Annotated in this window: 20 protein-coding genes; 18 read left to right on the top strand and 2 right to left on the bottom strand. The window is 69.5% G+C overall.

All coding sequences use genetic code 11. From position 1 onward, the window contains the following. The first annotated feature begins 40 nt into the window (after positions 1 to 40). Together AC6I0Y_RS05780 and AC6I0Y_RS05775 are read left to right on the top strand one after the other, a co-directional pair. Complete coding sequence (locus AC6I0Y_RS05780) at positions 41 to 619, top strand: helix-turn-helix domain-containing protein (RefSeq protein WP_160707518.1); 579 nt, start codon at positions 41 to 43, stop codon at positions 617 to 619. A gap of 9 nt (positions 620 to 628) precedes the next feature. Next, positions 629 to 2314 (top strand): AMP-binding protein, encoded by a 1686-nt coding sequence (locus tag AC6I0Y_RS05775; protein ID WP_497730060.1) that lies wholly within the window; start codon positions 629 to 631, stop codon positions 2312 to 2314. Positions 2315 to 2377: 63 nt separating this feature from the next. On the opposite strand, the gene AC6I0Y_RS05770 is transcribed toward AC6I0Y_RS05775, so the two are convergent. Beyond that, complete coding sequence (locus AC6I0Y_RS05770) at positions 2378 to 3271, bottom strand: VIT1/CCC1 transporter family protein (protein WP_497730059.1); 894 nt, start codon at positions 3269 to 3271, stop codon at positions 2378 to 2380. A gap of 1326 nt (positions 3272 to 4597) precedes the next feature. Here AC6I0Y_RS05770 and rimP point away from each other — a divergent pair. The 12 genes from rimP to rnhA all read left to right on the top strand — a co-directional run bounded on the left by rimP (position 4598) and on the right by rnhA (position 17845). Beyond that, positions 4598 to 5068, top strand: a complete 471-nt coding sequence (rimP, locus tag AC6I0Y_RS05765) for a ribosome maturation factor RimP (RefSeq protein ID WP_497730057.1) — start codon at positions 4598 to 4600, stop codon at positions 5066 to 5068. Positions 5069 to 5084: 16 nt separating this feature from the next. Beyond that, entirely contained in the window at positions 5085 to 6299 is a 1215-nt protein-coding gene (nusA, locus tag AC6I0Y_RS05760; protein ID WP_160707510.1) for a transcription termination factor NusA, read from the top strand. Between the two features lie 22 nt (positions 6300 to 6321). Then, a complete protein-coding gene (gene rnpM, locus AC6I0Y_RS05755) occupies positions 6322 to 6618 on the top strand; it encodes an RNase P modulator RnpM (RefSeq protein WP_160707508.1) in 297 nt (98 codons plus the stop codon). A gap of 3 nt (positions 6619 to 6621) precedes the next feature. Continuing rightward, complete coding sequence (infB, locus tag AC6I0Y_RS05750; protein WP_497730055.1) at positions 6622 to 9354, top strand: translation initiation factor IF-2; 2733 nt, start codon at positions 6622 to 6624, stop codon at positions 9352 to 9354. A 99-nt stretch (positions 9355 to 9453) separates the two neighbouring features. Continuing rightward, positions 9454 to 9837 (top strand): 30S ribosome-binding factor RbfA, encoded by a 384-nt coding sequence (gene rbfA / locus AC6I0Y_RS05745; protein WP_160707504.1) that lies wholly within the window; start codon positions 9454 to 9456, stop codon positions 9835 to 9837. Between the two features lie 4 nt (positions 9838 to 9841). Then, a complete protein-coding gene (locus AC6I0Y_RS05740; protein ID WP_497730052.1) occupies positions 9842 to 10846 on the top strand; it encodes a DHH family phosphoesterase in 1005 nt (334 codons plus the stop codon). Further along, positions 10843 to 11856 carry a tRNA pseudouridine(55) synthase TruB gene (truB, locus tag AC6I0Y_RS05735; RefSeq protein WP_497730050.1) on the top strand — a complete coding sequence of 338 codons (1014 nt, stop codon included), beginning with the start codon at positions 10843 to 10845 and terminating at the stop codon, positions 11854 to 11856. The genes AC6I0Y_RS05740 and truB overlap by 4 nt, the downstream gene beginning before the upstream one ends. After that, complete coding sequence (ribF, locus tag AC6I0Y_RS05730) at positions 11840 to 12766, top strand: bifunctional riboflavin kinase/FMN adenylyltransferase (RefSeq protein ID WP_497730049.1); 927 nt, start codon at positions 11840 to 11842, stop codon at positions 12764 to 12766. Before truB ends, ribF begins: the two co-directional genes overlap by 17 nt. Positions 12767 to 12954: 188 nt before the next feature. Beyond that, entirely contained in the window at positions 12955 to 15075 is a 2121-nt protein-coding gene (locus tag AC6I0Y_RS05725; protein ID WP_497730047.1) for a sodium-translocating pyrophosphatase, read from the top strand. A 274-nt stretch (positions 15076 to 15349) separates the two neighbouring features. Continuing rightward, positions 15350 to 15637, top strand: a complete 288-nt coding sequence (tatA, locus tag AC6I0Y_RS05720) for a twin-arginine translocase TatA/TatE family subunit (protein WP_160707496.1) — start codon at positions 15350 to 15352, stop codon at positions 15635 to 15637. Positions 15638 to 15829: 192 nt separating this feature from the next. Beyond that, the gene (locus tag AC6I0Y_RS05715) at positions 15830 to 17290 is read left to right on the top strand and encodes a helix-turn-helix transcriptional regulator (RefSeq protein WP_497730045.1); all 1461 of its coding nucleotides are present in this window, start codon (positions 15830 to 15832) and stop codon (positions 17288 to 17290) included. A 63-nt stretch (positions 17291 to 17353) separates the two neighbouring features. Then, a complete protein-coding gene (rnhA, locus tag AC6I0Y_RS05710) occupies positions 17354 to 17845 on the top strand; it encodes a ribonuclease HI (protein ID WP_160707492.1) in 492 nt (163 codons plus the stop codon). Positions 17846 to 17911: 66 nt separating this feature from the next. On the opposite strand, the gene AC6I0Y_RS05705 is transcribed toward rnhA, so the two are convergent. Then, the gene (locus AC6I0Y_RS05705) at positions 17912 to 19150 is read right to left on the bottom strand and encodes a deoxyguanosinetriphosphate triphosphohydrolase family protein (RefSeq protein ID WP_497730043.1); all 1239 of its coding nucleotides are present in this window, start codon (positions 19148 to 19150) and stop codon (positions 17912 to 17914) included. Positions 19151 to 19269: 119 nt separating this feature from the next. Here AC6I0Y_RS05705 and AC6I0Y_RS05700 point away from each other — a divergent pair, with 119 nt between their 5' ends. From AC6I0Y_RS05700 to AC6I0Y_RS05685, 4 genes are all read left to right on the top strand, one after another. Continuing rightward, complete coding sequence (locus tag AC6I0Y_RS05700) at positions 19270 to 19980, top strand: hypothetical protein (protein ID WP_497730041.1); 711 nt, start codon at positions 19270 to 19272, stop codon at positions 19978 to 19980. Beyond that, the gene (locus AC6I0Y_RS05695; protein ID WP_160707486.1) at positions 19970 to 20164 is read left to right on the top strand and encodes a preprotein translocase subunit SecE; all 195 of its coding nucleotides are present in this window, start codon (positions 19970 to 19972) and stop codon (positions 20162 to 20164) included. Before AC6I0Y_RS05700 ends, AC6I0Y_RS05695 begins: the two co-directional genes overlap by 11 nt. Before the next feature lie 199 nt (positions 20165 to 20363). Then, positions 20364 to 22763 carry a molybdopterin-containing oxidoreductase family protein gene (locus AC6I0Y_RS05690; protein WP_160707484.1) on the top strand — a complete coding sequence of 800 codons (2400 nt, stop codon included), beginning with the start codon at positions 20364 to 20366 and terminating at the stop codon, positions 22761 to 22763. A gap of 10 nt (positions 22764 to 22773) precedes the next feature. Beyond that, positions 22774 to 23391 (top strand): 4Fe-4S dicluster domain-containing protein, encoded by a 618-nt coding sequence (locus tag AC6I0Y_RS05685; RefSeq protein ID WP_160707482.1) that lies wholly within the window; start codon positions 22774 to 22776, stop codon positions 23389 to 23391. The last annotated feature ends 2 nt before the right edge of the window (positions 23392 to 23393 follow it).

Below are 23393 nucleotides of genomic sequence, written 5' to 3'. Positions count from 1 at the left end.
CGCTATCATGGCCCGAAACGCTTTTATCGGAGGAGGAGACATGGCGGAAGAGAACAAGCTCGGCAAGAAGATCACCACTCTGCGCACGGCGCATCACCTCTCGGCCCAGGACCTGGCCGACCGCTGCCAGTGCGAGGTGGAGGCCATCGAGCAGCTCGAGGCGGGCGAGGTGCCTGCGTCGCTCGCGCCGCTCATCAAGATCACCCGCGCCCTCGGCGTGCGGCTCGGCACCCTCATGGACGACGACGAGGCCTTCGGCCCGGCTTACATCGACGGCGAGCAGATGGCCGAGGTCGAGCGCGTCAAGGCGCTTCAGACCGCCAGCGACGCCGGCGACCTGAGCTACTTCAGCCTGGCGGCCGGCCGCCCGTCGCGCCACATGGACCCCTTCGTCATCACCGTCACCCCCTCGGGCGAGACTACCCACAAGCTCGACAGCCACGAGGGCGAGGAGTGGCTCTACGGCATGGAGGGCTGCATCGAGATCGAGTACGGCAACGAGGTGTTCGTGCTGCATCCGGGCGAGAGCATCTACTACGACTCCATCGTTCCGCATCAGGTGCGCGCCCATGACGGCCAGAACGCCAAGTTCCTCGCCTGCGTCTACACGCCGTTCTAGGGGGCTCCCATGGCTGACAACCGCGTTCCCCAGCCGGGTGACCAGGACTTTCCGCTACACTCCGAGCTCACCATCGGCGCCTACTTCCGCGAGCAGGTGGCGATAGACCCCGACCACGAGTTCGTGGTGTATCCCGACCGCGACCTGCGCTGGACCTACCGCGACTTCGACGAGCGCACTGACGCCCTGGCCAAGGGGCTGCTCTCCATCGGGATGAAGCCTGGGGATCACCTGGGCGTGTGGGCGCGCAACATCCCCGACTGGCTCACCTTCATGTACGCCACCGCCAAGGTGGGCATCGTCATGGTCACGGTGAACCCCATCTACAAGAGCCACGAGATCGACTACGTCCTCAAGCAGTCGGACATGAAGGCGCTCTGCGTCATCGACGCCTACCGCGACGTGGACTACCTCCAGATCATCCGCGACCTCGTGCCCGAGTCGCTCGAGTGCCAGCGCGGGTTCCTGCGCACTGAGGAGTACCCCTGCCTGGAGAACCTCATCTACATGGGGCCCGAGAAGCACCGCGGCTTCTACAGCGTGCCCGAGCTCATCCTGCTCGGCCAGCACCGCCCCGACTCGGACCTGGAGTGGGCTGAGCGCCAGTTCGACAACAACGACGTGGTGATGATGCAGTACACCTCCGGCACCACGGGCTTTCCCAAGGGCGTCATGCTCACGCACCGCAACATCCTGAACAACGGCTTCTACATCGGCGAGGGCCAGAAGCTCGGTTCCGATGATCGCGTGTGCCTGCCGGTGCCGTTCTTCCACTGCTTCGGCTGCGTGCTCGGCGTCATGGCCAACCTCACGCATCGCTCCACCATGATCATCGTGGAGGACTTCGACGCGGGGCTCGTGCTTCAGGCGCTCCACAAGGAGCGCGCGACCGCCGTCTACGGCGTGCCCACCATGTTCATCGCCGAGCTCAACCACCCTGACTTCGACACCTTTGACCTGTCGAGCCTGCGCACCGGCATCATGGCCGGCAGCCCGTGCCCGCCCGAGACCATGCGCGAGGTGATGGATCGCATGAACATGCGCGACGTCACCATCTGCTACGGGCTTACCGAGACGAGCCCGGTGTTCACCCAGACCTCGGTCGACGACGACCTCGAGCACAAGTGCGAGACGGTAGGCCGCGCGCACCCGCCCGTGGACGTGCGCGTCATCGACCCGGTCGACGGCCACCTCTGCGGCATCGGCGAGCCGGGAGAGCTGTGCTGCAAGGGCTACAACGTCATGAAGGGCTACTACAAGATGCCCGAGGCCACGGCTGAGGCCATCGACGCCGACGGCTACCTGCACTCGGGCGACCTGGGCACCGTGGATGAGGACGGCTACTACCGCGTGACCGGCCGTATCAAGGACATGATCATCCGCGGCGGCGAGAACATCTACCCGCTTGAGGTGGAGAACTTCCTGCTCACCATGCCGGGCGTGCTCGACGCCCAGGTGGTGGGCATCCCTGACGCGAAGTACGGCGAGATCGTGGGCGCCTTCATCCGCACGCGCCCGGGCTTCGAGTCGATGACCGAGGACGACGTGCGCGCGTGGGCCATTCCCCGCATCGCGCGCTACAAGGTTCCCAAGCGCGTCTTCTTCGTCGACGACTTCCCCATGACCCCGTCGATGAAGGTCCAGAAGTTCAAGCTCCGCGAGATGGCCGAGGAGCTGGTGAGGTCCGGCGCGTAGGCGTGCTTAGCGCGCACCGGATGTCTTCCCGCGGCGGGGGCTCGCGATGCGGCCCCCGTTTTTCTAAGCCTCCACGCCCAGCACGATCTTGCAGAACAGGCCGAGGAAGAACGAGAGCGCGGCCACGCCCAGCGATATGGCGCACATCTGCGCGAAGCGCTTCTTGAAGGGGAGGTCTTGCGCCACGGCGGTGTAGAAGTTGAACGCCGCCAGGATGAGCACCACCACGGCGAGCATGACGGCCATGGCCAGCAGGTACAGCTTGTCCGGCATCAGGAGGTAGGGGAGGAGCAGCAGCACCACGGTGAGCGCATAGGCGCTGCCGGTGTAGGCGCAGGCGCGCTTGGCGTCGGGGCGGCCGTCGCTCTTGGCGGCCAGGTACTCGCTCGCCGCCATCGAGAGCGTGGCCGCGATGCCGGTGATGAGGCCCGACAGCGCGATGAGGCGCGTGTTCTGCATGGCCAGCGTGAGGCCGGCGAGGGTGCCGGTTATCTCCACCACCGCGTCGTTCATCCCCAGCACCATGGCGCCCACGTAGGAGAGCAGCTTCTCGTCGAGCATCCCCATGAGCTCGCGGCCGCGGCGCTCCTCGTCCGCCTCGGCGCGTGCTATCGCGGGCACCTGGGCTGCAAGCGCGCGGGCGTCGCTGCGGGCGGCGTGCTTGTGCTTGTCCATGAGCTTGACGGCGAAGGTGAATCCGAGGATGCGTGCGATCAGGGCGTAGCGGCGTGCGCGGGCGACCCGCGGGACGGCGGGGCGGCCGGTGTAGCGGGCCCAGGCGTCGGCGTCGGCCGCCTTCTCGTCGGCGATGCGCTCGAGCGTCGCGCGGTTGCCCGGGTCCTTCACGTGCGCGGCCATGCGCCGGTAGGCGTCTGCCTCGGTGGCGACGGACTCCTGGTAGGCTGCCACCGCCGCCACGGCGCGCGGGCTGAGCGAGGCGGGATCGACCTCGAGCACGCCCGCTGCTGGGGCGGCGCCCGACGGCGCGGGCGCTCCGCTGCCGGGCGCGTCTGCGGCTGTTGCGGGGTAGTGGGGGGACGCTCCTTCGCCGGGGGCGCCGGCCTTGCCGCCGCCGGCTGCTGACGCGCCCGCCCCGCTGCCGGGTGGCCTCACGCCGGCATCCGTCCCGCCGGCGGGTGGCCTCACGTCGGCATCCGCCCCGCTGTCGGGCGGTTCCGCTTTGGTACCTGACGGAACGCCCGCCCCGACGGCGGGCGCCGGGTGCGTCTCGCCCTTGGCCGCTGCGGCTTGGGGGACGTCCGGCTGCTGATCATCCGCGGCCGCGGGCCCGGCGGGTTGCGTACGCCCCGCAGTTCCGGGGCTGCTTTCCTGCGCGGCTTGCGCGCTCGTTGCGTCTTCAGCGCCGCGGGGCCTTCTCGTCTGCGCGGACGTGGCGTCGCTGTCGTGGACCATGGCTGCCTCCCTGTTCCGGCGCCGGGGCGCCGCCTGCTTGGTGGCTCCATCATAGGACCGCGCGGTCGCCGCCGTCCGCCCCCGTACCGACCCGTCACCTGGCGAGCGCCCATCTGTAGACCGGACCGCGCCGCCGGACGCGCATCCCCCCAAACTGCACGGTTTTTTCGACTTTGTGACAGACTCGCGGAAACAAATGCGCGACCTTCGCGGCTTCCTCGGCGAACTCGCAGGTGAGAATTGTTCTCAGACAGGCATCATTTCCGCGCCACGATGGCTGACCGCCAGAAGCCCCTCAAAAGAGCGTCTTTTTGTCGCAAAGTCGAAAAAACTGTGCAGTTTGAGGGCGTGGGGGGGGGTAATGAGAGGCAGGGGGGGTTGCCGGCGCGAGCGCGCCGACGCGCAAGGAACGGCGGGAGCCGCGAGCGGGATCATGCCGACACGCGGCGAACGGCGGCGAGAGCCGCGAGCGCAGGTGTATTGACCCGCAGCGCGCGCAAGAGGCGGCGCCTCGCGACCCGCCGCGGGCGTCTCCCCGTGCCGGCGAGCCGCGAGTGCCCCCAGGCCGGCGCGCGACGAACAGCGGGAGCCGCGAACACAAGCGCGCCGGCGCTTGGCGCGCCAGCGCTCGGCGCCCGCCTGTCGTGGCCGCTGCGGAGGCCCCGCGTCTCGGGCGACATGGGCGCTTCGTGGAAGATGCCCGGTTTCTACTGGCCATTCGCCGAGTAATATGGTATAAATACCGGCGCTGAGCGCTTTTCGGCGCCGAACAACTTTCGCTTTTACGGAGAAAGTGGGCCTGTCCCGCTTTCTTTTGTTGTTAGGCCCGATGCGCGTGGAAGGAATGCGAGAAAGCGAGGAGGGATCGACGTGCTCACGGCCACCGAGGCAAAGCTGCTCGAGGCGCTCGAGCCCCGCGCCGCCCAGGAAGGCGTCGAGATCGTCACGATCGAGGTCGTGGGAGCCAAGAAGGCGCCCACCATCCGCGTCTACGTCGACCATCCCGACGGCGTGAGCTTCGACGTGCTGTCAAGCTCCCAGGCGTGGATCAACGACATTATGGACGCGATCGACCCGTTCCCCGGCGCCTACACGCTGGAGGTGTCCTCGCCCGGCATCGACCGCCCGCTGCGCACCGCCGAGCACTTCGCGCGGTTCGCCGGCGAGGAGGCGGCGATCAAGCTGTCCGCCCCGGTGGACGGCCGCGCCTCCTGGACGGGCGTGCTCGCAGGCGTCGAGGGCGATGAGGTACTCCTCGACGCGGACGGCGCCCGCGTGGCGCTGCCGCTTTCGGCTATCAAGCGTGCCCACGTGAAGGGCACGATCGACTTCGGCTCTTAGGAAAGGAAGCGAAGACGTGGCAACATCAGAACTGATCGAGGCCCTGCAGGCCCTCGCCCACGAGCGCAAGATCGACGAGTTCTACCTCATCGAGCGCCTGGAAGCGTCGCTGGCCAAGAGCTACCAGCACATCCTCGACCTAGAGTGGGACGCGCGGGTGACCATCGACCGCCAGACGGGCAAGATCTACGTTTACGAGATGGTGCCGGTGGGCGAGCCCGACGAGGAGACCGGCGAGTACGCCGAGTTCGAGGAGCGCGACGTCACCCCGGCCGACGTGAGCCGCATCGCCGCTCAGAACGCCAAGGGCGTCATCGCCTCCATCGTGCGCGAGGCCGGCCGCCAGTCCATCTACGAGGAGTTCTCCGGCCGCGTGGGCGACCTGGTCACCGGCACCGTGCTCCAGGGCACCCCGGACTTCACCATCATCAAGATCCGCGACGGCGTGGAGGCCGAGCTGCCCCACTACGACGTGAAGCGCAACCCCGGCGAGCGCAACGAGCGCCCCTCCAACGAGCACTACCGCCACAACCAGCGCCTCAAGGTGCTCATCATCGACGTGCGCGACCCCTCCTCCGACGCGCCCCGCGCCCGCGGCGAGCAGGCCCGCCCGCCCATCGTGGTGTCCCGCACCCATCCTGACCTCATCCGCCGCCTCTTCGAGATCGAGGTCCCGGAGATCTACGACGGCATGGTGGAGATCAAGTCCATCGCCCGTGAGCCCGGCGCCCGCTCCAAGGTGGCCGTGGCCTCGCGCGAGGACAACCTGGACCCGGTGGGCGCCTGCGTCGGCCCGAAGGGCAGCCGCGTGCGCATGGTGGTCGAGGAGCTGCGCAACGAGCGCGTCGACGTCATCCAGTGGAACGACGACCCCGCCTCCTACGTGGCCAACGCGCTGTCGCCGGCCAAGGTGTCGCACGTCTTCATCGACGAGGACAACCACTACGCCACCGTCGTGGTGCCCGACGACCAGCTCTCGCTCGCCATCGGCAAGGAGGGGCAGAACGCCCGCCTGGCCGCGCGCCTGACCGGCTGGCACATCGACATCAAGTCCGCGAGCTTCGCCGGCGGCCCCCACGTCACCGAGAACATCCTCATCGACGAGGAGGACGACCTCGAGGACGAGACGGGACTGTGCGCCTACGTGGCGGAGGACGGCACGCGCTGCCGTAACCACGCCCGCGAGGGCAGCCGCTACTGCGGCGTGCACGCCGACCTCGACGAATCCTAAGAAGGATGCGAGAGGTACGTCGGTGGACCGAGAGAAGACAAAGCGCTGCCGTCGCTGCATAGCGTGCGGCCTACAGGAGACGAAGGGGGCCCTGCGCCGGTTCGTGCGTCGCGCGGACGGCACGGTCGCCTTCGATCCGATGGGCCGCGCCCCCGGCCGCGGCGCCTACGTCTGCTCCGAGGAGTGCTACCAGGCGGCTCGCAAGGGCCGCAAGCTGGAGCGGGCGCTGCGGACCAAGCTGACCGACGAAGACTACGACCGACTCGCGGGAGAGATGTCCCGCGCCACCGACGACCGACCGTCAGAGAACGAGGAGTGATACATGGGCAGCATGCGCGTACATGAGTTGGCCAAGGAGTTCGAGATGACGAGCAAGGAGCTCCTCGACCGACTCCATGAGATGAAGATTCCCGCGAAGTCCCACGCGAGCATGCTCGCCGACGCCTACGTGGAGAAGATCCGCAAGAACCTCGAGCCCGAGATCAAGGCCCGCGCCGGCCAGCTCGAGGACGAGGAGGCCGCGGCGCTCGCCGCCGAGCAGGCCGAGGAGGCCCGCCGCAAGGCCGAGGAGGAGGCCGCCCGCCGCGCCGCCGTGGAGAAGGAGCTCGCCGAGCGCGAGGCCGCCCGCGCCCGCCGCGCCGAGGGCGCCCATGACGCCGAGGAGGGCGAGGCGCCCGCGCAGCCCAAGAAGGCCCCCGTCACGTCGGCCTTCGAGAGCCTCGAGCGCCAGATCGAGTCCGAGAAGGAGCGGGTCGAGCGCGAGAAGGCCGAGGCCCGCGCCCGCGCCCGCGCCGAGAAGGCGGCCGCCGAGGTGGCCAAGAAGCAGGCCGTCGAGCGCGCCCTGCGCGAGAGCCACTCCCGCAAGGGCGGCGAGAAGGCCAAGGCCGCTCCCAAGCCCGCGCCGGTGCTCGGGGCCAAGAAGACCTCCTTTGACTCGCTGCTCTCGCAGATCGAGGCTGAGAAGCAGCGCATCGAGGCCCAGAAGGCCGCTGCTCCCGCCGCCCGCGGCGCCAAGAAGGACGGCGCCCGCGGCAAGAAGGGCAAGAAGGGCGCCGTGCAGATCGTTCCCGAGCTCGAGGCGCAGGCCGCGGCGGGCGGCGAGGACCGCTACGCCCAGATGGCCGTGCAGGCCGAGAAGCTCCAGCGCGACAAGGTGCTCGCCGAGGCCCGTGCCGCGGTGGCCGCCGCCACCACCCAGGAGGGCGAGGGCCGTCGCAAGAAGCGCAAGGAGAAGCGCGAGGCCGAGGCCCGCGAGCGCGCCGAGATCGAGGCCATCGAGCGCGGCCTCGACCCGTCGCTGGTCCTGGACGATTCGGTGGTGGAGATCCCCCAGGGCGCGACGGTGGCCAAGTTCGCCGAGCTTCTGGGCGTGCAGCCCAACGACGTCATCAAGCGCCTGTTCCTGCTAGGCCAGGTGCTCACCCTCACCCAGTCCATGGCCGACGACATGGTCGAGCTCATCGCCGACGACATGGGCCGCAAGGTGCGCGTCGTCTCGCCGGAGGAGGAGTACGCCGTGGTGTACAACGACTCCGAGGCCGACCTCAAGCCGCGCCCGCCGGTGGTCACCGTTATGGGTCACGTCGACCACGGCAAGACCTCGCTGCTCGACGCCATCCGCCATACCGGCGTGGTGGCCTCCGAGGCCGGCGGCATCACCCAGCACATCGGCGCGTCGGTCGTGAACATCGACGGCCGCCAGATCACCTTCATCGACACCCCGGGCCACGAGGCGTTCACCGCCATGCGCGCCCGCGGCGCCCAGGTCACCGACGTCATCGTGCTCGTAGTGGCCGCCGACGACGGCGTCATGCCGCAGACGGTGGAGGCCATCAACCACGCCAAGGCGGCCAACGTGCCCATCGTGGTGGCCGTCAACAAGATCGACAAGCCCGGCGCCAACCCCGACCGCGTGCGCCAGGAGCTCACCGAGTACCAGGTCATCCCCGAGGAGTGGGGCGGCACCAACATGTTCGTCGAGGTGTCGGCCAAGCAGAAGCTCCACATCGACGACCTGCTCGAGACCATCCTGCTCCAGGCCGACGTGCTCGAGCTCAAGGCCAACCCCGACGCCGACGCCTCCGGCTTCGTCATCGAGGCCAACCTCGACAAGGGCCGCGGCCCGGTGGCCACGGTGCTCGTCCAGCGCGGCACCCTGCGCACCGGCGATGTGGTGGTGGCCGGCACGTCCTACGGCCGCGTCCGCGCGCTCGTGAACCCGCTCGGCGCCCACGTCGACGAGGCGCGCCCCGCCGACCCGGTGGAGATCCTCGGCCTCAACTCCGTGCCCACCGCCGGCGACGAGTTCCGCGTGTTCGAGGACGAGCGCGACGCACGCAAGCTCGCCGAGGAGCGCGCGCTGCGCGCCCGCCTGGCCGAGCAGGAGACCAAGAGCCACATGAGCCTCGACGATCTGTTCAACCGCATCGAGGCCGGCAAGCAGACCGACCTCAACCTCATCGTCAAGGCCGACGTCCAGGGCTCCATCGAGGCCCTGCGCGACGCCTTCAGCAAGATGGACCAGTCCGAGGTGCGCATCAACATCGTGCACTCGGCCGTGGGCGGCATCACCGAGACCGACGTCACCCTGGCCGCCGCCTCCGACGCCATCATCATCGGCTTCAACGTGCGCCCCACCGGCAAGTCGCGGGCCCAGGCCGAGAAGGAGAAGGTGGACATCCGCCTGTACCGCGTCATCTACCAGGCCATCGAGGACATCAACGCAGCCCGCGTGGGCCTGCTCTCGCCCGATATCGTGGAGGTGGACACCGGCATCGCCGAGGTTCGCGAGACCTTCAAGGTGCCGAAGGTGGGCACCATCGCCGGCTGCTACATCGTCGAGGGCGAGATCAACCGAGACGACAAGGTGCGCATCGTCCGCGACGGCACGGTCATCTTCGAGGGCTCCATGGCGTCGCTGCGCCGCTTCAAGGATGACGTGAAGTCCGTGAAGCAGGGCTATGAGTGCGGCATCGGCATCGAGAAGTTCCAGGACCTCAAGGTGGGCGACACCATCGAGGGCTACCAGGTCAAGGAGGTCGAGCGCACCGAGTAGTCGCCTCGGTGACGATTCGACGGTCAATTGGGCGCCGCTCCCTCGGGGGCGGCGCCCGCGCCTATACTTGAGGCGTCAGCAAGAGGAAGGAGAGCCCCGATGAAGCAGGGAGCGTCCAACCGCAAGGTCAACGAGCAGGCGCGCGAGGTCATCGCGTCTATCCTGCTGTTCGAGGTGTCCGACCCGCGTCTTACCCTGGTCACCGTCACCGGCTGCGAGGTGAGCTACGATCGCAGCGCCTGCAACGTCTACTACACCTGCGAGCCCGAGCGCTATGCGGACGCGGCCGCTGCCCTCGAGGGCGCCCGCGGGCGCATCCGCTCGCTCATGGCCAGGAAGCTGTCCTGGCGCGTAGCGCCTGAGCTGCGCTTCTACCGCGACGGGTCGGTGGATGCCGCGGAGACCGTGGGCAAGTACCTCGCCGAGGAGAAGGCGCGTCGCGCGACGGCCGAGACGGCGGCGGACGAGGGCGAGGAGATCTAGCGCCGTGACCGTCACCCCTCAGACCAACACCACCCTCGAGGGCATCGCCGAGGCCCTCATGGGATGCTCCTCGGTGGCCATCTGCGGGCATGTGAGCCCCGATGGCGACTGCGTGGGATCTCAGCTCGCGCTCGCCTGCGCCCTGCGCGCGCTCGGCAAGCGCGTCTTCTGCCTGCTGGCGACCGACGAGCCGCTCGAGGGCACGCTCGCCTTTTTGCCCGGGGCCGATCGCCTCGTGCCCGCCTCGTCGTTTGGGGACTACGTGGAGTGCTTCGTGGCGGTGGACGTGCCCACGCCCGAGCGCCTGGGCGCCGCCGACGCCGTGCGCCGCGTCGCGCCGCTCACCATCACCGTGGACCATCACGCCGTGCCCAAGGCCATGAGCCACCTGAGCTACACCGACCCGGATGCCGCGGCCACGGCCCTGCTCGTCTGGCGGCTCGTAGGCCATCTCGGCGTCGACTACGACAAGGCCATCGCCACCTGCGCCTACACCGGTCTCATGACCGATACGGGGCGCTTCCAGTACCAGAACGCCGATGCCGCGGCCTTCGAGGCGGCGGCCCAGATGGTGGCCGCCGGGGCTGCGCCGGGCGCCATCGCGCGCGAGGTGTACCAGAACCGCCGGCTCGCGTCGGTGCTGCTGGAGGCCGTGGCCATCGCGCACCTGGAGCTCTCCGCCGATGGCCGCACGGCCCTGAGCTGGCTCTCGGCGGCCGACTTCGCCGCCTGCGGCGCCTCCCGGCCGGACGCTGAGCCGCTCATCGACGTGCTGCGCGCCATCGAGGGCGTCGCGATCGCCTGCATGCTGCGCGAGCAGGACGGCCAGGTGCGCGGCAGCCTGCGCGCCAAGGGCGATGCCGACGTGGCCGCGCTTGCCTGCGAGCTGGGAGGCGGCGGGCACCGTGCTGCCGCCGGCTTCACCTTGGACGGCCCCCTCGATGACGCCGTCGCGCTGCTGCGCGGGCGCCTGGCGGCGCTGGCCGCCGCCGATGGGGAGGTCTTGTGAGGCGCGGCGAGTCGGGCCTGTCGCTCGTCGTGGGGGTGGACAAGCCCGCGGGCATGACCTCGCATGACGTGGTGAACCGCTGCCGCCGCGTGTTCGGCGAGCGGCGCGTGGGGCACGCCGGCACCCTTGACCCGCTCGCCTCGGGCGTGCTCGCCGTGTGCGTGGGGCCCGCCACCCGCCTCGACGCCTACCTGGCGGGGCACGACAAGCGCTACGAGGTGCGCGTCGTCTTCGGCGCCGCCACCGACACCGACGACGCGGACGGCGAGGTCACGCGCACCGCACCGGTGCCCGATGAGCTGCTCGACCCCTTCTTCGCCTCGGTCTTCGTCGCCTCCCTCGTGGGGCGCCACAAGCAGCTGCCGCCGGTGTACTCGGCCATCAAGGTGGGCGGGCGCAAGGCGTGCGACGAGGCGCGCAAGGGGCGCATCATCAACCTGGAGCCGCGCGACATCGAGGTCTACGACGCGCAGCTTCTGGCTGTAAACGGGGCCGACGGCATGGCGCCTCCCTCGTGGGACATCGTGTTCCACGTGTCGAAGGGCACCTACGTCCGCTCGCTCGCGCGCGACATCGGCGTGGCGGTGGACTGCCCGGCCCACGTGGGCGCCCTGCGCCGCCTGGCGGCCGGCCGGCTTGCGCTCGACGAGTGCGTGACGCTCGAGGCGCTCGAGGAGGTGGGCCCGCGCGCCGCGCTCGACCCCGTGCGCCTGCTCGGCCTGCGCTTCGCCTATGCTGAGGGCCCGGCCGCAGCCTTGCTCGCCAACGGCAACCCGCTGCCGGCCGATGCGCTCGCGCTCTGCGAGCGGCGCTCGTGCGCGGCCGATGCCGAGTTCTGCGCCTGCACGGCGGGGGTGCGCGAGAGCTGCGAGCCGCCGCGCGACGGCGAGCTCATCTCGCTCGTGTCTGCCAACCGCCTGGCCGCCGTCTACGCCTATGAGCAGGAGCGCGGCCGCTACCGGCCGCGGTGCGTCTTCTCGACGGGAGTGATCCGTGGCTCAGATATATAGGAAGGGATCGGGGGCGGCCGCGCGCGCGGCCCTGACGGGCGCCTCGTGCGCCTTCGGCGTGTTCGACGGCGTGCATGAGGGGCACCGCTTCATCATAGGCGCGGCTGCCGACGCGGCCCGCTCGCGCGGGGGCGTCTCGGCGGTCATCACCTTCGACGTGGATCCCGACGAGCTGTTCCGCCCCGATGAGCTGCGCAAGCTCATGGCCAACGAGGCGCGCATCGAGGCGCTGGCCGCCCTGCCCGTTGACGCCGTGGTGATCCTGCCCTTCACGCCTGAGTTCGCCGCGCTCGCCCCCGAGGCGTTCCTCGACCGGTTCCTGGGGCCGGCCGTCCCCGCCGAGCTGCACGTGGGCGCCGACTTCCGCTTCGGCGCGCGGGGAGCGGGCACCGTGGCCGACCTGGCTGCCTGGGGCGCGCCCCGCGGCATGCGCGCGGTGGGCCACGAGCTTCTGGCCGATGACGGCGCGCCGGTGACGGCCACCCGCATCCGGGGGCTTCTGGGCGCGGGTCGCGTGGCCGAGGCCGCCGAGCTGCTCGGGCGGCCCTACGCGCTTGCCGGCACGGTAGAGCCTGGCCGCGGCGAGGGCCGGGCGTTCGGCATCCGCACGGCCAACCTCCGCGTGCCCGATGGGCTGCGGGCCGTGGGCGACGGGGTGTACGCCTGCTGGGCCGTGGTCGGCGGCCAGCGCTACCGCGCCGCCGTCAACGTGGGCGTGGCCGCCACCTTCGCCGACGCCTCCACGGCCACCGTCGAGGCCCACCTGCTCGACTTCGACCAGGACGTCTACGGCCAGCCCATGACCGTGGAGTTCGTCGAGTGGCTGCGTCCCATGCGCGTGTTCGCCGACGCCGACGAGCTCGTGGCCACCATCACCGCCAACATCCAGTGGGTGCGGGACAACCTCTAGGCGCGCCGTCGCCGGCGCCGTCTGCTGGGCTGGGGGCGCGTTAGCCCGGAAAAGGCGGGCGCGCCCCCTTCACAATTCCTCCAAGTCGCCTAAAATGCCGTAGTTACGGTTTTCCGGCCGAGAATGCCAGGCCCGAAGACCGTATCGTCGTACCCGAGACAACAGCACTTACCCAAGGAGGAAGGTCCGTGACTACACAAGTAGCCTGGCTTGCCCCCATCTGCGCCCTCATCGGCGTGCTGGTGGCAGCCTATCTGGGCAACTGGGTTCTCCGACAGAACCCCGGCCCGGACAAGATGAACAACATCTCCATCAAGATCCAGCAGGGCGCCAAGGCGTTCCTCATGAGCGAGTACAAGCTGCTCATCATCTTCATGGTGGTCGTGGCCGTCGTGATGGCCATCGCGCTCAGCCCCATCACCGCGCTCGCCTTCGTCACCGGCGGCGTCATGTCCGCCGCGGCGGGCTACGTCGGCATGCACGTGGCCACCCGCGCCAACACCCGCACCGCCTACGCGGCCGAGGAGTCCGTGGCCAAGGCCCTCAACGTGAGCTTCAAGTCGGGCCTCACCATGGGCCTGTGCGTGGCGTCGTTCGCCCTCATGGGCCTGTCGCTGTGGCTCATCTTCCTCGTGTTCGGCGTGAACGTGCTCGACCCGGTGCTCATGCACGAGAACATCGGCATGGTCGAGGGCTTCGCCACCGGCGCCTCTGCCGTGGCCCTGTTCGCCCGCGTGGGCGGCGGCATCTACACCAAAGCCGCTGACGTGGGCGCGGACCTCGTGGGCAAGGTCGAGGCCGGCATCCCCGAGGACGACCCCCGCAACCCCGCCACCATCGCCGACAACGTGGGCGACAACGTGGGCGACGTGGCCGGCATGGGCGCCGACCTGTTCGAGTCCTACACCGGCTCCATCCTGGCCCCCACTATCCTTGCCGTCACCTTCGGCGCGCTTGGCGGCTACTTCGGCACCGGCGACTTCGTGTGGGCCATCGTGACCCCCGTGGTCATCGCGGCCTGCGGCATCATCACCTCCATCATCGGCCTGTTCGCCGTCCGCACCAAGGAGGGCGCGGACCTGCACAAGGCCCTCAACCGCGGCACCTACCTGGCCGCCGCCATCGAGATCATCGTGATCTTCGTGCTGTTCTCCGTCTGGCAGTCGCAGTCCGCCGAGGCGCAGCCCATCTTCCTGTTCGGCTCCGTCATCTGCGGCCTGGTGGCGGGCCTCGCCATCGGCAAGATCACCGAGTACTTCTGCTCTGACCACCACAAGCCCGTCCACAAGATCGCCGAGGCCGCCGAGACCGGCGCCGCGACGGTCATCATCGAGGGCATCGGCACCGGCATGCTCTCCACCATCGCCCCCATCGTGCTGGTCGCTCTCGCCATCATCGGCGCGTTCACGTTCGGCAACATGGCATTCCCGAACGCCTCGCTCGAGGGCGGCATCGCCGTGGGCCTGTTCGGCGTCGGCCTGGCCGCCACCGGCATGCTCTCCAACACCGCCATCACCATCGGCGTCGACGCCTACGGTCCTGTGGCCGACAATGCCGGCGGCATCGCCGAGATGGCCGGCCTGCCCGAGGAGGTGCGCGACCGCACCGATGCGCTCGACGCGGTGGGCAACACCACCGCGGCCATCGCGAAGGGCTTCGCCATCGCGTCCGCGGGCCTGTCCGCCATCTCGCTGTTCGTGTCCTTCCAGGCCACGATGCACCACTCCATCCCCAACTTCGAGCTGACGCTGACCGATCCGATGATCGTGGCCGGCATCTTCATCGGCGCCATGATGCCGTTCATGTTCGCCGCCCTCACCATGGGCGCGGTGTCCCGCGCGGCCCACGCCATGGTGGAGGAGGTGCGTCGCCAGTTCCGCGAGATCAAGGGCATCATGGAGTACGAGGCCGAGCCCGAGTACGACAAGTGCGTGGCCATCTCCACCTCCTCGGCCCTCAAGGAGATGATGACGCCGGGCGTCCTGGCCATCATCGTCCCCGTGGCCATCGGCTGCTTCAACCCGGCCATGCTCGGCGGCTTCCTCGCCGGCGCCGTGGCTACCGGCATGCTCATGGCCATCTTCATGTCCAACGCCGGCGGCGCTTGGGACAACGCGAAGAAGTACATCGAGCAGGGCCACCACGGCGGCAAGGGCTCGGAGGCCCACAAGGCTGCTGTCGTGGGCGATACCGTGGGCGACCCGTTCAAGGACACCTCCGGTCCGTCCATGAACATTCTCATCAACCTGATGACCATCGTGGCGCTCACCTTCTCGCCGCTGTTCATCGCCATCCAGGCCATGCTCTAGGCTCTGGGACGGGCTATCCGCCAAAGGGGGCGTCTCGGCTGGTGCCGAGCGCCCCTTTTTTGCGCCTCTGCACGCACATGCGCCTCTGACCAGGAAAGATGCGCTCTGTCACGCCTTTGCGTGACAGGAAAAACCGGGTTAGGCGTGACAGAATCACCGTTCTGCGTGATAGCGCGCCGCAGGAGGCTGGGGCATAGTGGGCGGCGTCGATAAACACGGCACCGGCCGGCAGAGCCCCCGGCGCCGCATTCACCGAAAAGAAGGAGTACCCGCTATGAAGATCCTCGGCCTTGGCGTTCCCGAGCTCGTCATCATCCTCGTCGTCGTCCTGCTCATCTTCGGCCCCAAGAACCTTCCCAAGCTCGGCAGCGCGCTCGGCAAGTCCGTCAAGAGCCTGCGCGACGGCATGGGCGCGGGCAAGGACGAGGACGCTGAGGTGGTCGAGGAGGTCGTGGAGGACGCCCCCGCCAAGCCCACCGCCAAGATCGCCGAGGGCGCGGTGGAGGATGCTCCCAAGAAGAAGCGCGTGGTGAAGAAGGTCGTCACCGTCGAGGAGGACTAGTCCTGCGCGCGAAGGCGCCGCACCCGCTTCCATAGAGATTCGCCGAAGGCGCCGCCCGCGAGGGGCCGGCGCCTTCGCTCATTTAGTACAATGGCCCTGCTCGGATGCCTCTCGGCCGCCGAGCGTGCAGCTGATCGCCGCGCCGCAGCCCCCTTCAGGCTCGCGGCGCTTTCTCTGGGAGGGGGGTGCCCCGTGACCACGTCTGAGGGACGCGTGCGCCAGGCTCGCGCGTCGATCCTGGGCTTCGCGTGCAACCAGGGCTTCCTCTTCGCGCTGCTCTACCTGGGCCTGCCGCTCGGCCCGGCGCCCGCAGCCGCCGGGCGGGCGGGGCTCGTGGCCGTGCTCGTGTGCATGATCGCCGCCTTCGTGCTGGCGGGTGCCGGACGGTGCCGCCGGGCCCTCTCCCGGGCGAGCGACGCGCTCATCGGGCTTCGGGCGGCGCCGCTCGCCGTCGCGGGCGTCGCGCTGGCCGCGCTCGGCTGGGCGGGGGTCGCCCCCTGGCCGGTCCTCGTGGGGCTCGAGGGCCTGTGCCTGGGCGTGCCCACGGCGCTTCTCCTCGGTGCGTGGGGCCGGGCCCTCGGCGCCGTTCCCATCGAGCGGTCCGTCCCCGAGGTGTTCATCGGCTCGGCCCTCGGCGCCGTGGTGTGCCTCATCTTCGCCGCCCTGCCCATCGAGGGGCTCTACCTCGTGCTCTTCGCCCTGCCGCTCGGCAGCGGCGCCGCCCTGCGCGTCCTCGCGCCGGCGGGGGAGGAGCCTCCCGCCTCCGAGCCCGCGCGCCGCGTCGCCGAGGAGGCCGCGCAGCTCTCCGGGCGCATCCTCGGCGGCACGGCACTCTACGGCGTGGCCGCCGGCGCGGTGGAGGCCTTCGCGTCGCGCGCGGGCGATGACGTGACGGCCCTCGGCCTCACGCTGTTCCTGTTCGTGCTCTACTGCCTGGCCGCGCTCCAGCTCTACGGCGGCACCCCGCTCGCGGGCGTGCGCGCCGTGCTGCCCACCGCCGGCGGCGCGGACGCCGGGCCGCTTGACGGCGCCTACCGCCTGGCCGTGCTCCTCATGATGAGCGGCTTTCTCTTCGTGCCCCTGCTCGGGAGCTTCTCCGTCCCCGGGGAATCGGTGGTGCTCGCCGGTTACCTGGGCATGTTCGCCGTGCTCATCTCGCTGTTCCTGGCCATGGGGCGCATCTCGGGCCATGACGCGGCCCTCTCGTTCGCCCGGGGCTTCGCGGCGCTGTTCGCCGGCGAGATAGCGGGCCTGGGGACGGGCGTCGCCCTCGGCGCCCTGCCGCTGGGGCGCGTGGCGTCCTTCGCCGTGGTGGCGCTGGCGGGCATCGCCGTGCTCTACGCCTACCTGTTCCTGTTCACCGACCGCGACCTGCGCGCGCTCTCGGTGGCGGTGGAGCGCACCGACCGCTTCGAGGAGGCGTGCCGCGCCATCGCGGCCGACGCCGGGCTCTCCAAGCGCGAGGCGGAGCTTCTGCCGCTCGCCCTGCGCGGGCGCACGAGCGAGCGCATGGCCGCCGAGCTGTTCATCTCGAAGAACACGGTGGACACCCACATGCGGCGCATCTACGCCAAGTGCGGCGTGCACAGCCGCCAGGAGCTGATCGACTTGGGCGAGCGCGTCGAGCGCGAGCTGCCGCCGCCCGGCTGCTAGGCTTAGCCCGGCTCGTTGCCGCGCCCCCCCGCCCGACTGAACCGACCGCCTGAAGGAGGCCCCATGAACGTGGACATCTACACCGACGGCGCCGCCCGCGGCAACCCCGGCCCCGGCGGCTACGGCGCGGTGCTGCGCTGCCGCCTGGCAAGCGGCGAGGTTCGCGAGCTGGAGCTGTCGGGCGGCTTTTCGCGCACCACCAACAACCGCATGGAGCTGCTCGGCGCCATCACGGCGCTCGAGGCGCTCAAACGTCCCTGCGCGGTGACGCTCTACTCCGACTCCCAGTACGTGGTGAACGCGTTCAACCAGCGCTGGGTGGACGGCTGGCTCAAGCGCGGCTGGAAGAACGCGAAGAAGGAGCCCGTCAAGAACACGGACCTGTGGAAGCGCCTCCTGGCGGCCAAGGAGCCCCATGACGTGCGCTTCGTGTGGGTGAAGGGGCATGCCGGCCATCCGGAGAACGAGCGCTGCGACCAGCTGGCCACCACCGCCGCCGACGATCCCGCCTGCCACCAGGTAGACGAGGGGTTCGAGCCCGAGGGGCTGCTCTAGGAAGGCGTCGCGCCGGGTTCCCCTGCGCCCGGACGGCGCCGCGGGCCCTGCTGCCCCGCCCGGGCGCTACGCCAGGTCGAAGCAGTAGTCGCGCGGCATGATGGCCTTGCCCGAGGTGGGGAAGAGGTGGTCATAGAGGGCCATGAAGTAGCTGTCGGTCATGGACGCCAGGTAGTCGACCACCACCTGGTCGGGGCCCTCGGCCAGGTAGGCCGCCGGGTCGAGGGTGCGCGAGAGCGCGCTCAGGCGCGCGATGTGGTGGCGAAACACCGGCGAGGACTCGTCGCCGGCGCGCACGTCGTCGAGCAGCCGGTCGTAGAGCTCCGCGAACATCTCCTCCGCTACGTTCTCCGCGTCGTCGACCATGCCCTCCTTGAGGTAGATCTCCTCGTAGTTCTGGCGCTTGGCACGCTTGAGGTCGGCGAAGGCCTCCGGCGACAGCGCGATGCGGTCGGTGCCGTAGCTGTTGTTGACGATGTCCACGGTGAGGTTGTTGATGATGCGCGCGTTGTCCGCGCCAATGTAGTCGCTCTCGAAGACGTCGAGGGAGTCGAGCACGCCCATGGCAAGCGCGTCCTGACGGTCCTTGCCCAGGTAGGCGATCATGTCGCTCACGCGCACGACGCAGCCCTCAAGCGTGGAGGGACGCAGCTCGCCGATGGCCCGCTCGTCGGCGTTGCACGCCTCCACCAGCTCATCAAGACGCGCGAAGTCCGCCACGTCTCCCAGGCGCAGCTCCTGCTGGGCGAACTCCCCGTTGTGGCAGAGCACGCCGTCGAGGGTCTGGAGCGACACGTTGCGGCGGTAGAGCGCGTCGAGCACGCGCACCGACTGCACGTTGTGGTTGAAGTAGCGCCCCGTGCGCGCATGGTAGCAGCGCGAGAGGAAGCGCTCGCCGGCATGTCCGAAGGGCGTGTGGCCCACGTCATGCCCGAGCGCGATGGCCTCGATGAGCTCGCAGTTGAGCCCGAGCAGGCTGCCGATGCCCCGCGCGATGCGGCTCACGAGCTGCACGTGGAGCCCGCGGCGCGAGATGTCGTCGTTCTGGACGAACGAGAACACCTGCGTCTTGTCCGCGTAGCGGTTGTAGGCGGGGATGTTGAGGATCTTCTCGATGTCGCGCGCGAAGGCGGGGCGGGTGAGGGTGGCCTCGTCGTGGGGATTGGTCTCGCGCCGCGTGACGCGCGCGTCGTCGAAGCGCAGGGGGTGGGCTCGCCCGGCCGCCCGGTCGGCGCGTATGGCCGCCTCGACGGCGGGGTCGAGGGCGCGGTAGGGGATGGACGCGTGCTCGGGTGACAGGCTCATGGCGGCTCGCTTTCGCGCTCGGCAGGTTTGCGCCTATTGTAACAATCGGCGTACTTTCCCTCGCTCGTGCGGGCGGCGCGCTAAGATTAGCTACGGAAAATTCAGAAGGAGCGTGGGAGGTGCCCGTGACCGTCAACATGGTGATAGCCGGCCTCATCGTCGTGGCCGCGGCGCTGGGGCTCGCCTTCGTCAAGGTGGGGGAGCTGGCCGGTCTTGGCCGCCCGGCCCCGCGCGGGTCGCTGCGCGCTCCCCACGGGCGCCTCGTGCGCACCCGCTGCCTGGATGCGCCGGCGGCCCTGGGCTTCGCCGCGCGGCTGGCCCGGTTGGGCGCCCCGCTGCTCATCGTGCTGGCGCTGTCCCTGGCCGTGGGGCTGGCGGGACTCTTGCCCCTGGGCGGCGTGCTCTTGCCCTCCCTCGAGCTCGTCGCCGCCGTGGCCGTGGGCCTGGGGCTCACCTACGCCGACGCGGGCCCCTGGCGGGCCCTCGGCTACGCCTTGGCCGGCTACCTCATAGGCGGGGTGGCGGCCACGGCGGTCGGGCTCGGCGCCATGCCGGGGGACGTGGCTGCCATCAACGGGCTCACCCTGGTGGCGGGCACCGCGCTCGAGGCGCTCGCGGTGGCATGGATGCCGCCGAAGAGCGCCTGGGCGCGCGAGTTCGAGGACGGGCACGTCAACGCCATCCGGGTGTCAGACCGCTCGGCGGCCGCCCGCGCCTTTCGGGCACTCGATGACCCCGCGTGGCGTCCCCCCGCCGATCGCATCCGGCACGCCCACGCCGTCGACGTGGTGCGTGAGACGAGGAAGGAACGTGGTGACGATGGGGAATAGCCCCCGCTACCTGCGCTGGCTTGCCGCCCTCTGCGCGCTCATGGGCGTCTTCGGCGTGCTCGTCCTGGCCATCGGCTACCAGGACCTCTCCGTCGGGCGAGGCGCCACCATCGCGCTTTTGCTCGCGGCGGCCGCCGTGCTCTTCGTCCTGGCCCGCCGCCTGGACTACCCCAAGAGGAAATAGGGGAGGTCACCGCTTCCGGCGGCAGGTCTGCCGCTTTCGCCCACGGGTGGCCTTTGTTCACTGAAGTTCTCGGAAAAAATTGAATATCTCCTGATCAGAAGCCTATCAGGGAGAAGTTGTTTCCTGGAAATTACCCGTCGCGCTTCCTATACTTTCGCCTAGTTCGGAAACCTCGAGAAGGTGAGAGCAAGGAGGAGAGATGACCGAATCTTCAACTTCGTCGGCCACGGTGAGCCGTCGCGGGTTCCTGAAGGCGAGCGGCGCCGCGGCTGCGTCTCTGGGCCTGGCCGGCGTGGCAGGCATGACGACGACGAGCGGCTGGCTGGCGCCGGCCGGCGCCGCACCCGCCGAGCACGTGGCGCGCACCTACCATCAGAGCCACTGCGGCGGCATGTGCTCGCTGGCCTGCACCGTGCGCGACGGGCGCATGGTCAAGGTGGAGCCCAACGGGGTCGGCAACCTCGACTTCCGCACGATCTGCCTCAAGGGCATCTCCGAGGTGGCGCACGTCTACGGCAAGGGCCGCGTGCAGTCCCCGCTCAAGCGTGCCGGCGAGCGAGGCTCCGGCCAGTTCGAGCCCATCAGCTGGGATCAGGCGCTCGACGAGATCGCTGCCCACATCAAGGAGACGCAGGCGGCCTACGGGCGCGACTCCATCATGGTGGTGGCGACCGCTGAGGCCGACTTCGGCTTCCTCGCGCCCATGCTCGGCGCGCAAACGGGCGGCTTCGACGGCATCGACGTGGGTACCGGCAACGGCCTCGACCCCGCCATGGGATTCGGCTCGGGCTACGCCATGTGCGCCCCCGAGGCACGCGACTGGCAGCGCTCGAAGCTCGTGCTGACCGTCGGCTCGAACTACTGCGAGTCGAGCCTGCCGAACTGCTTCACGTTCTTCGACGCGAAGGAGGCCGGCGCCCACATGGTGACGGTCGACCCGCACTACTCCACCACGGCGAGCAAGTCCGACGAGTGGATTCCCATCGAGCCGGGCACCGATGCGGCGCTCTTCCTGGGCATGACGACGCATATCATCGACGAAAACCTCGTCGACGCCGAGTTCATGGCGCAGCACACGAGCCTTCCCTTCCTCGTCGACGCCGAAAGCGGGCTGCTCATCCGCGACCACGAGGAGGCCGCCGACGCCGAGGAGCCCGAGACGGGCGAGCAGAACCCCTTCTTCGTGATCGATCCCGCGACGGGCGCGGCCGCCGCCCACACGCAGTGCGCGAGCCCGGCGCTCTCGGGCACGGTGGAGGTCAACGGACGGCGCGCCGTGACGGCCTGGGACCTGCTGCAGGACACGCAGCGCCCCTACACCCTGGAATGGGCCGCCGAGGTGACGGGCATCCCGGCCGAGCGCATCGCGGCGCTCGCCGAGGAGTACGCCGAGGGCCCCTCATCGCTCGCGCTCGGGTGGGGCGGCAACGACAAGATGACCAACGCCGACATCGCCGGCCATGCCGCCGCCGTCCTGGCGGCCGTCACGGGCAACGTCGCCAAGCCGGGCGCGGGCATCGGCGTGTACGTGGGGCAGTCCTACAACAGCTATGCGGCGCCGCTCGGCGCGTGGGAGCTCCCCGAGGACTGGAAGACGGCCGCCTCTGAGGTGAGCATCTACGACATGCCGTTCAAGGAGAACAACTGCCACGCCGCCATCTTCTGCGGCGACATCGTGGCCCAGCACCTGGCCAACATGAACGAGACCTGCGCGTGGGCCGACACCCTGGACTTCATCGTGACCATGGATCCCTACTTCACCGAGGGCGCGAAGTGGTCTGACTACATTCTCCCGTGCACCTCGCGCTTCGAGTACGACGAGCCCTTCGGCAACGTGAAGGCCGGCTACAGCCAGATCGTCATCCAGGAGAAGATCATCGACCCGCTCTTCGAAGCCCGCACCGACCTGTGGATCCAGCGCGAGCTCGCCCAGCGCCTCGGCATCGAGGGCGGCATCCCGGCAAGCTCCGTCGAGCGCTGCGAGGCCATCCTCGCCACCTCCGAGGAGGAGTGGGTGTCCTCGCTCACGGTCGAGGACATCGCCGACAATGGCGCTGTCTGGCCCGTGCCCGACCGCGAGGTCATCCGCGAGGTCGTGCCCGACAAGGTGTTCCCCACCGTCTCGGGCCGCATGGAGGTGTACTACGACGCCATGGTGCCCTTCGGCCAGGAGCTGCCCCAGTGGGAGCCCTGCGAGGAGATCGCCGACGAGGCGCTGCGCGCGCAGTTTCCCCTCCAGCTCACCAACACCCGCACCCGCTTCCGCATCCACAACCAGTTCTACGACTCCGACTGGCTCCAGCTCATGTACGAGCCGCTCGTCATGCTGAACCCCGCCGACATGGAGAGCCGCGGCCTGGCGACGGGCGATGTCGTGCGCGTCTACAACGATCGCGGCAGCTTCAAGGTGCATGCCGCGGCCAACAGCGCCATCCGCCCCGGCTCGGTGAGGATCTATGAGGCGGCCACCGCCGACTACACCGTCGAGGGCAACCTGCAGAGCGTCACGAACAACACGATGATAAAGCGCGGCTACGACCTCATGTGCGGGCCGGTCATCCCGTTCTCGGACACGCTCGTTGAGATCGAGAAGGCCTAAGGAGGACGACATGACCAGACTCGCCATCGCCATCAACCTCGACCGCTGCGTCGGCTGCCATACCTGCGCGCTGTCGTGCAAGATGCAGAACAACGTTCCCGAGGGCATGCTGTGGAACCGCGTGCTGACCCAGAACTGCGACGTGGTGGACGGCGCCGAGGGCACCTACCCCAACGTCACGCGCACGTACCTGCCCGTCGCCTGCCAGCACTGCCAGAACGCCGCGTGCCAGCGCGTGTGCCCCACCGGCGCCACCTATCGCGACGATAAGGGCCGCGTGGAGATCGACTACGACAAGTGCATCGGCTGCCGCATGTGCATGGCCGCCTGCCCCTACAACGCCCGCAACTTCAACTGGCGGGAGCCCGTCCGCGTCACCGGCGCGAGCTATGGCGACGCGGCGGTTCCCGAGCGGCACAAGGGCGTCGCGGAGAAGTGCACGCTGTGCAAGGAGCGCACCGATCTGGGCGAGGAGCCCATGTGCGTCGTGTGCTGCCCGGCCCACGCCCGCATCTTCGGCGACCTCGACGATCCCGACAGCGAGATCTCCCAGACCATCCTGAACCGCAAGGCGTGGACGCTCCTGGAGGAGCAGGGCACGCGTCCGTCCGTTCACTACTTCGACTAGGA

The organism is Adlercreutzia sp. St.1H8 (assembly GCF_059728655.1).
The sequence above is the reverse complement of the archived record's forward strand: the minus strand, read 5'-3'. Positions and strand labels throughout refer to the sequence as shown.

Excerpts from the sequence above, each read along its gene's own strand:
- tatA (WP_160707496.1), top strand. The coding sequence starts at position 15,350 with ATGAAGATCCTCGGCCTTGGCGTTCCCGAGCTCGTCATCATCCTCGTC.
- rbfA (WP_160707504.1), top strand. The coding sequence starts at position 9,454 with ATGAAGCAGGGAGCGTCCAACCGCAAGGTCAACGAGCAGGCGCGCGAG.
- infB (WP_497730055.1), top strand. The coding sequence starts at position 6,622 with ATGGGCAGCATGCGCGTACATGAGTTGGCCAAGGAGTTCGAGATGACG.
- AC6I0Y_RS05695 (WP_160707486.1), top strand. The coding sequence starts at position 19,970 with ATGGGGAATAGCCCCCGCTACCTGCGCTGGCTTGCCGCCCTCTGCGCG.
- rnhA (WP_160707492.1), top strand. The coding sequence starts at position 17,354 with ATGAACGTGGACATCTACACCGACGGCGCCGCCCGCGGCAACCCCGGC.
- AC6I0Y_RS05705 (WP_497730043.1), bottom strand. The coding sequence starts at position 19,150 with ATGAGCCTGTCACCCGAGCACGCGTCCATCCCCTACCGCGCCCTCGAC.
- AC6I0Y_RS05780 (WP_160707518.1), top strand. The coding sequence starts at position 41 with ATGGCGGAAGAGAACAAGCTCGGCAAGAAGATCACCACTCTGCGCACG.
- AC6I0Y_RS05685 (WP_160707482.1), top strand. The coding sequence starts at position 22,774 with ATGACCAGACTCGCCATCGCCATCAACCTCGACCGCTGCGTCGGCTGC.
- AC6I0Y_RS05690 (WP_160707484.1), top strand. The coding sequence starts at position 20,364 with ATGACCGAATCTTCAACTTCGTCGGCCACGGTGAGCCGTCGCGGGTTC.
- AC6I0Y_RS05775 (WP_497730060.1), top strand. The coding sequence starts at position 629 with ATGGCTGACAACCGCGTTCCCCAGCCGGGTGACCAGGACTTTCCGCTA.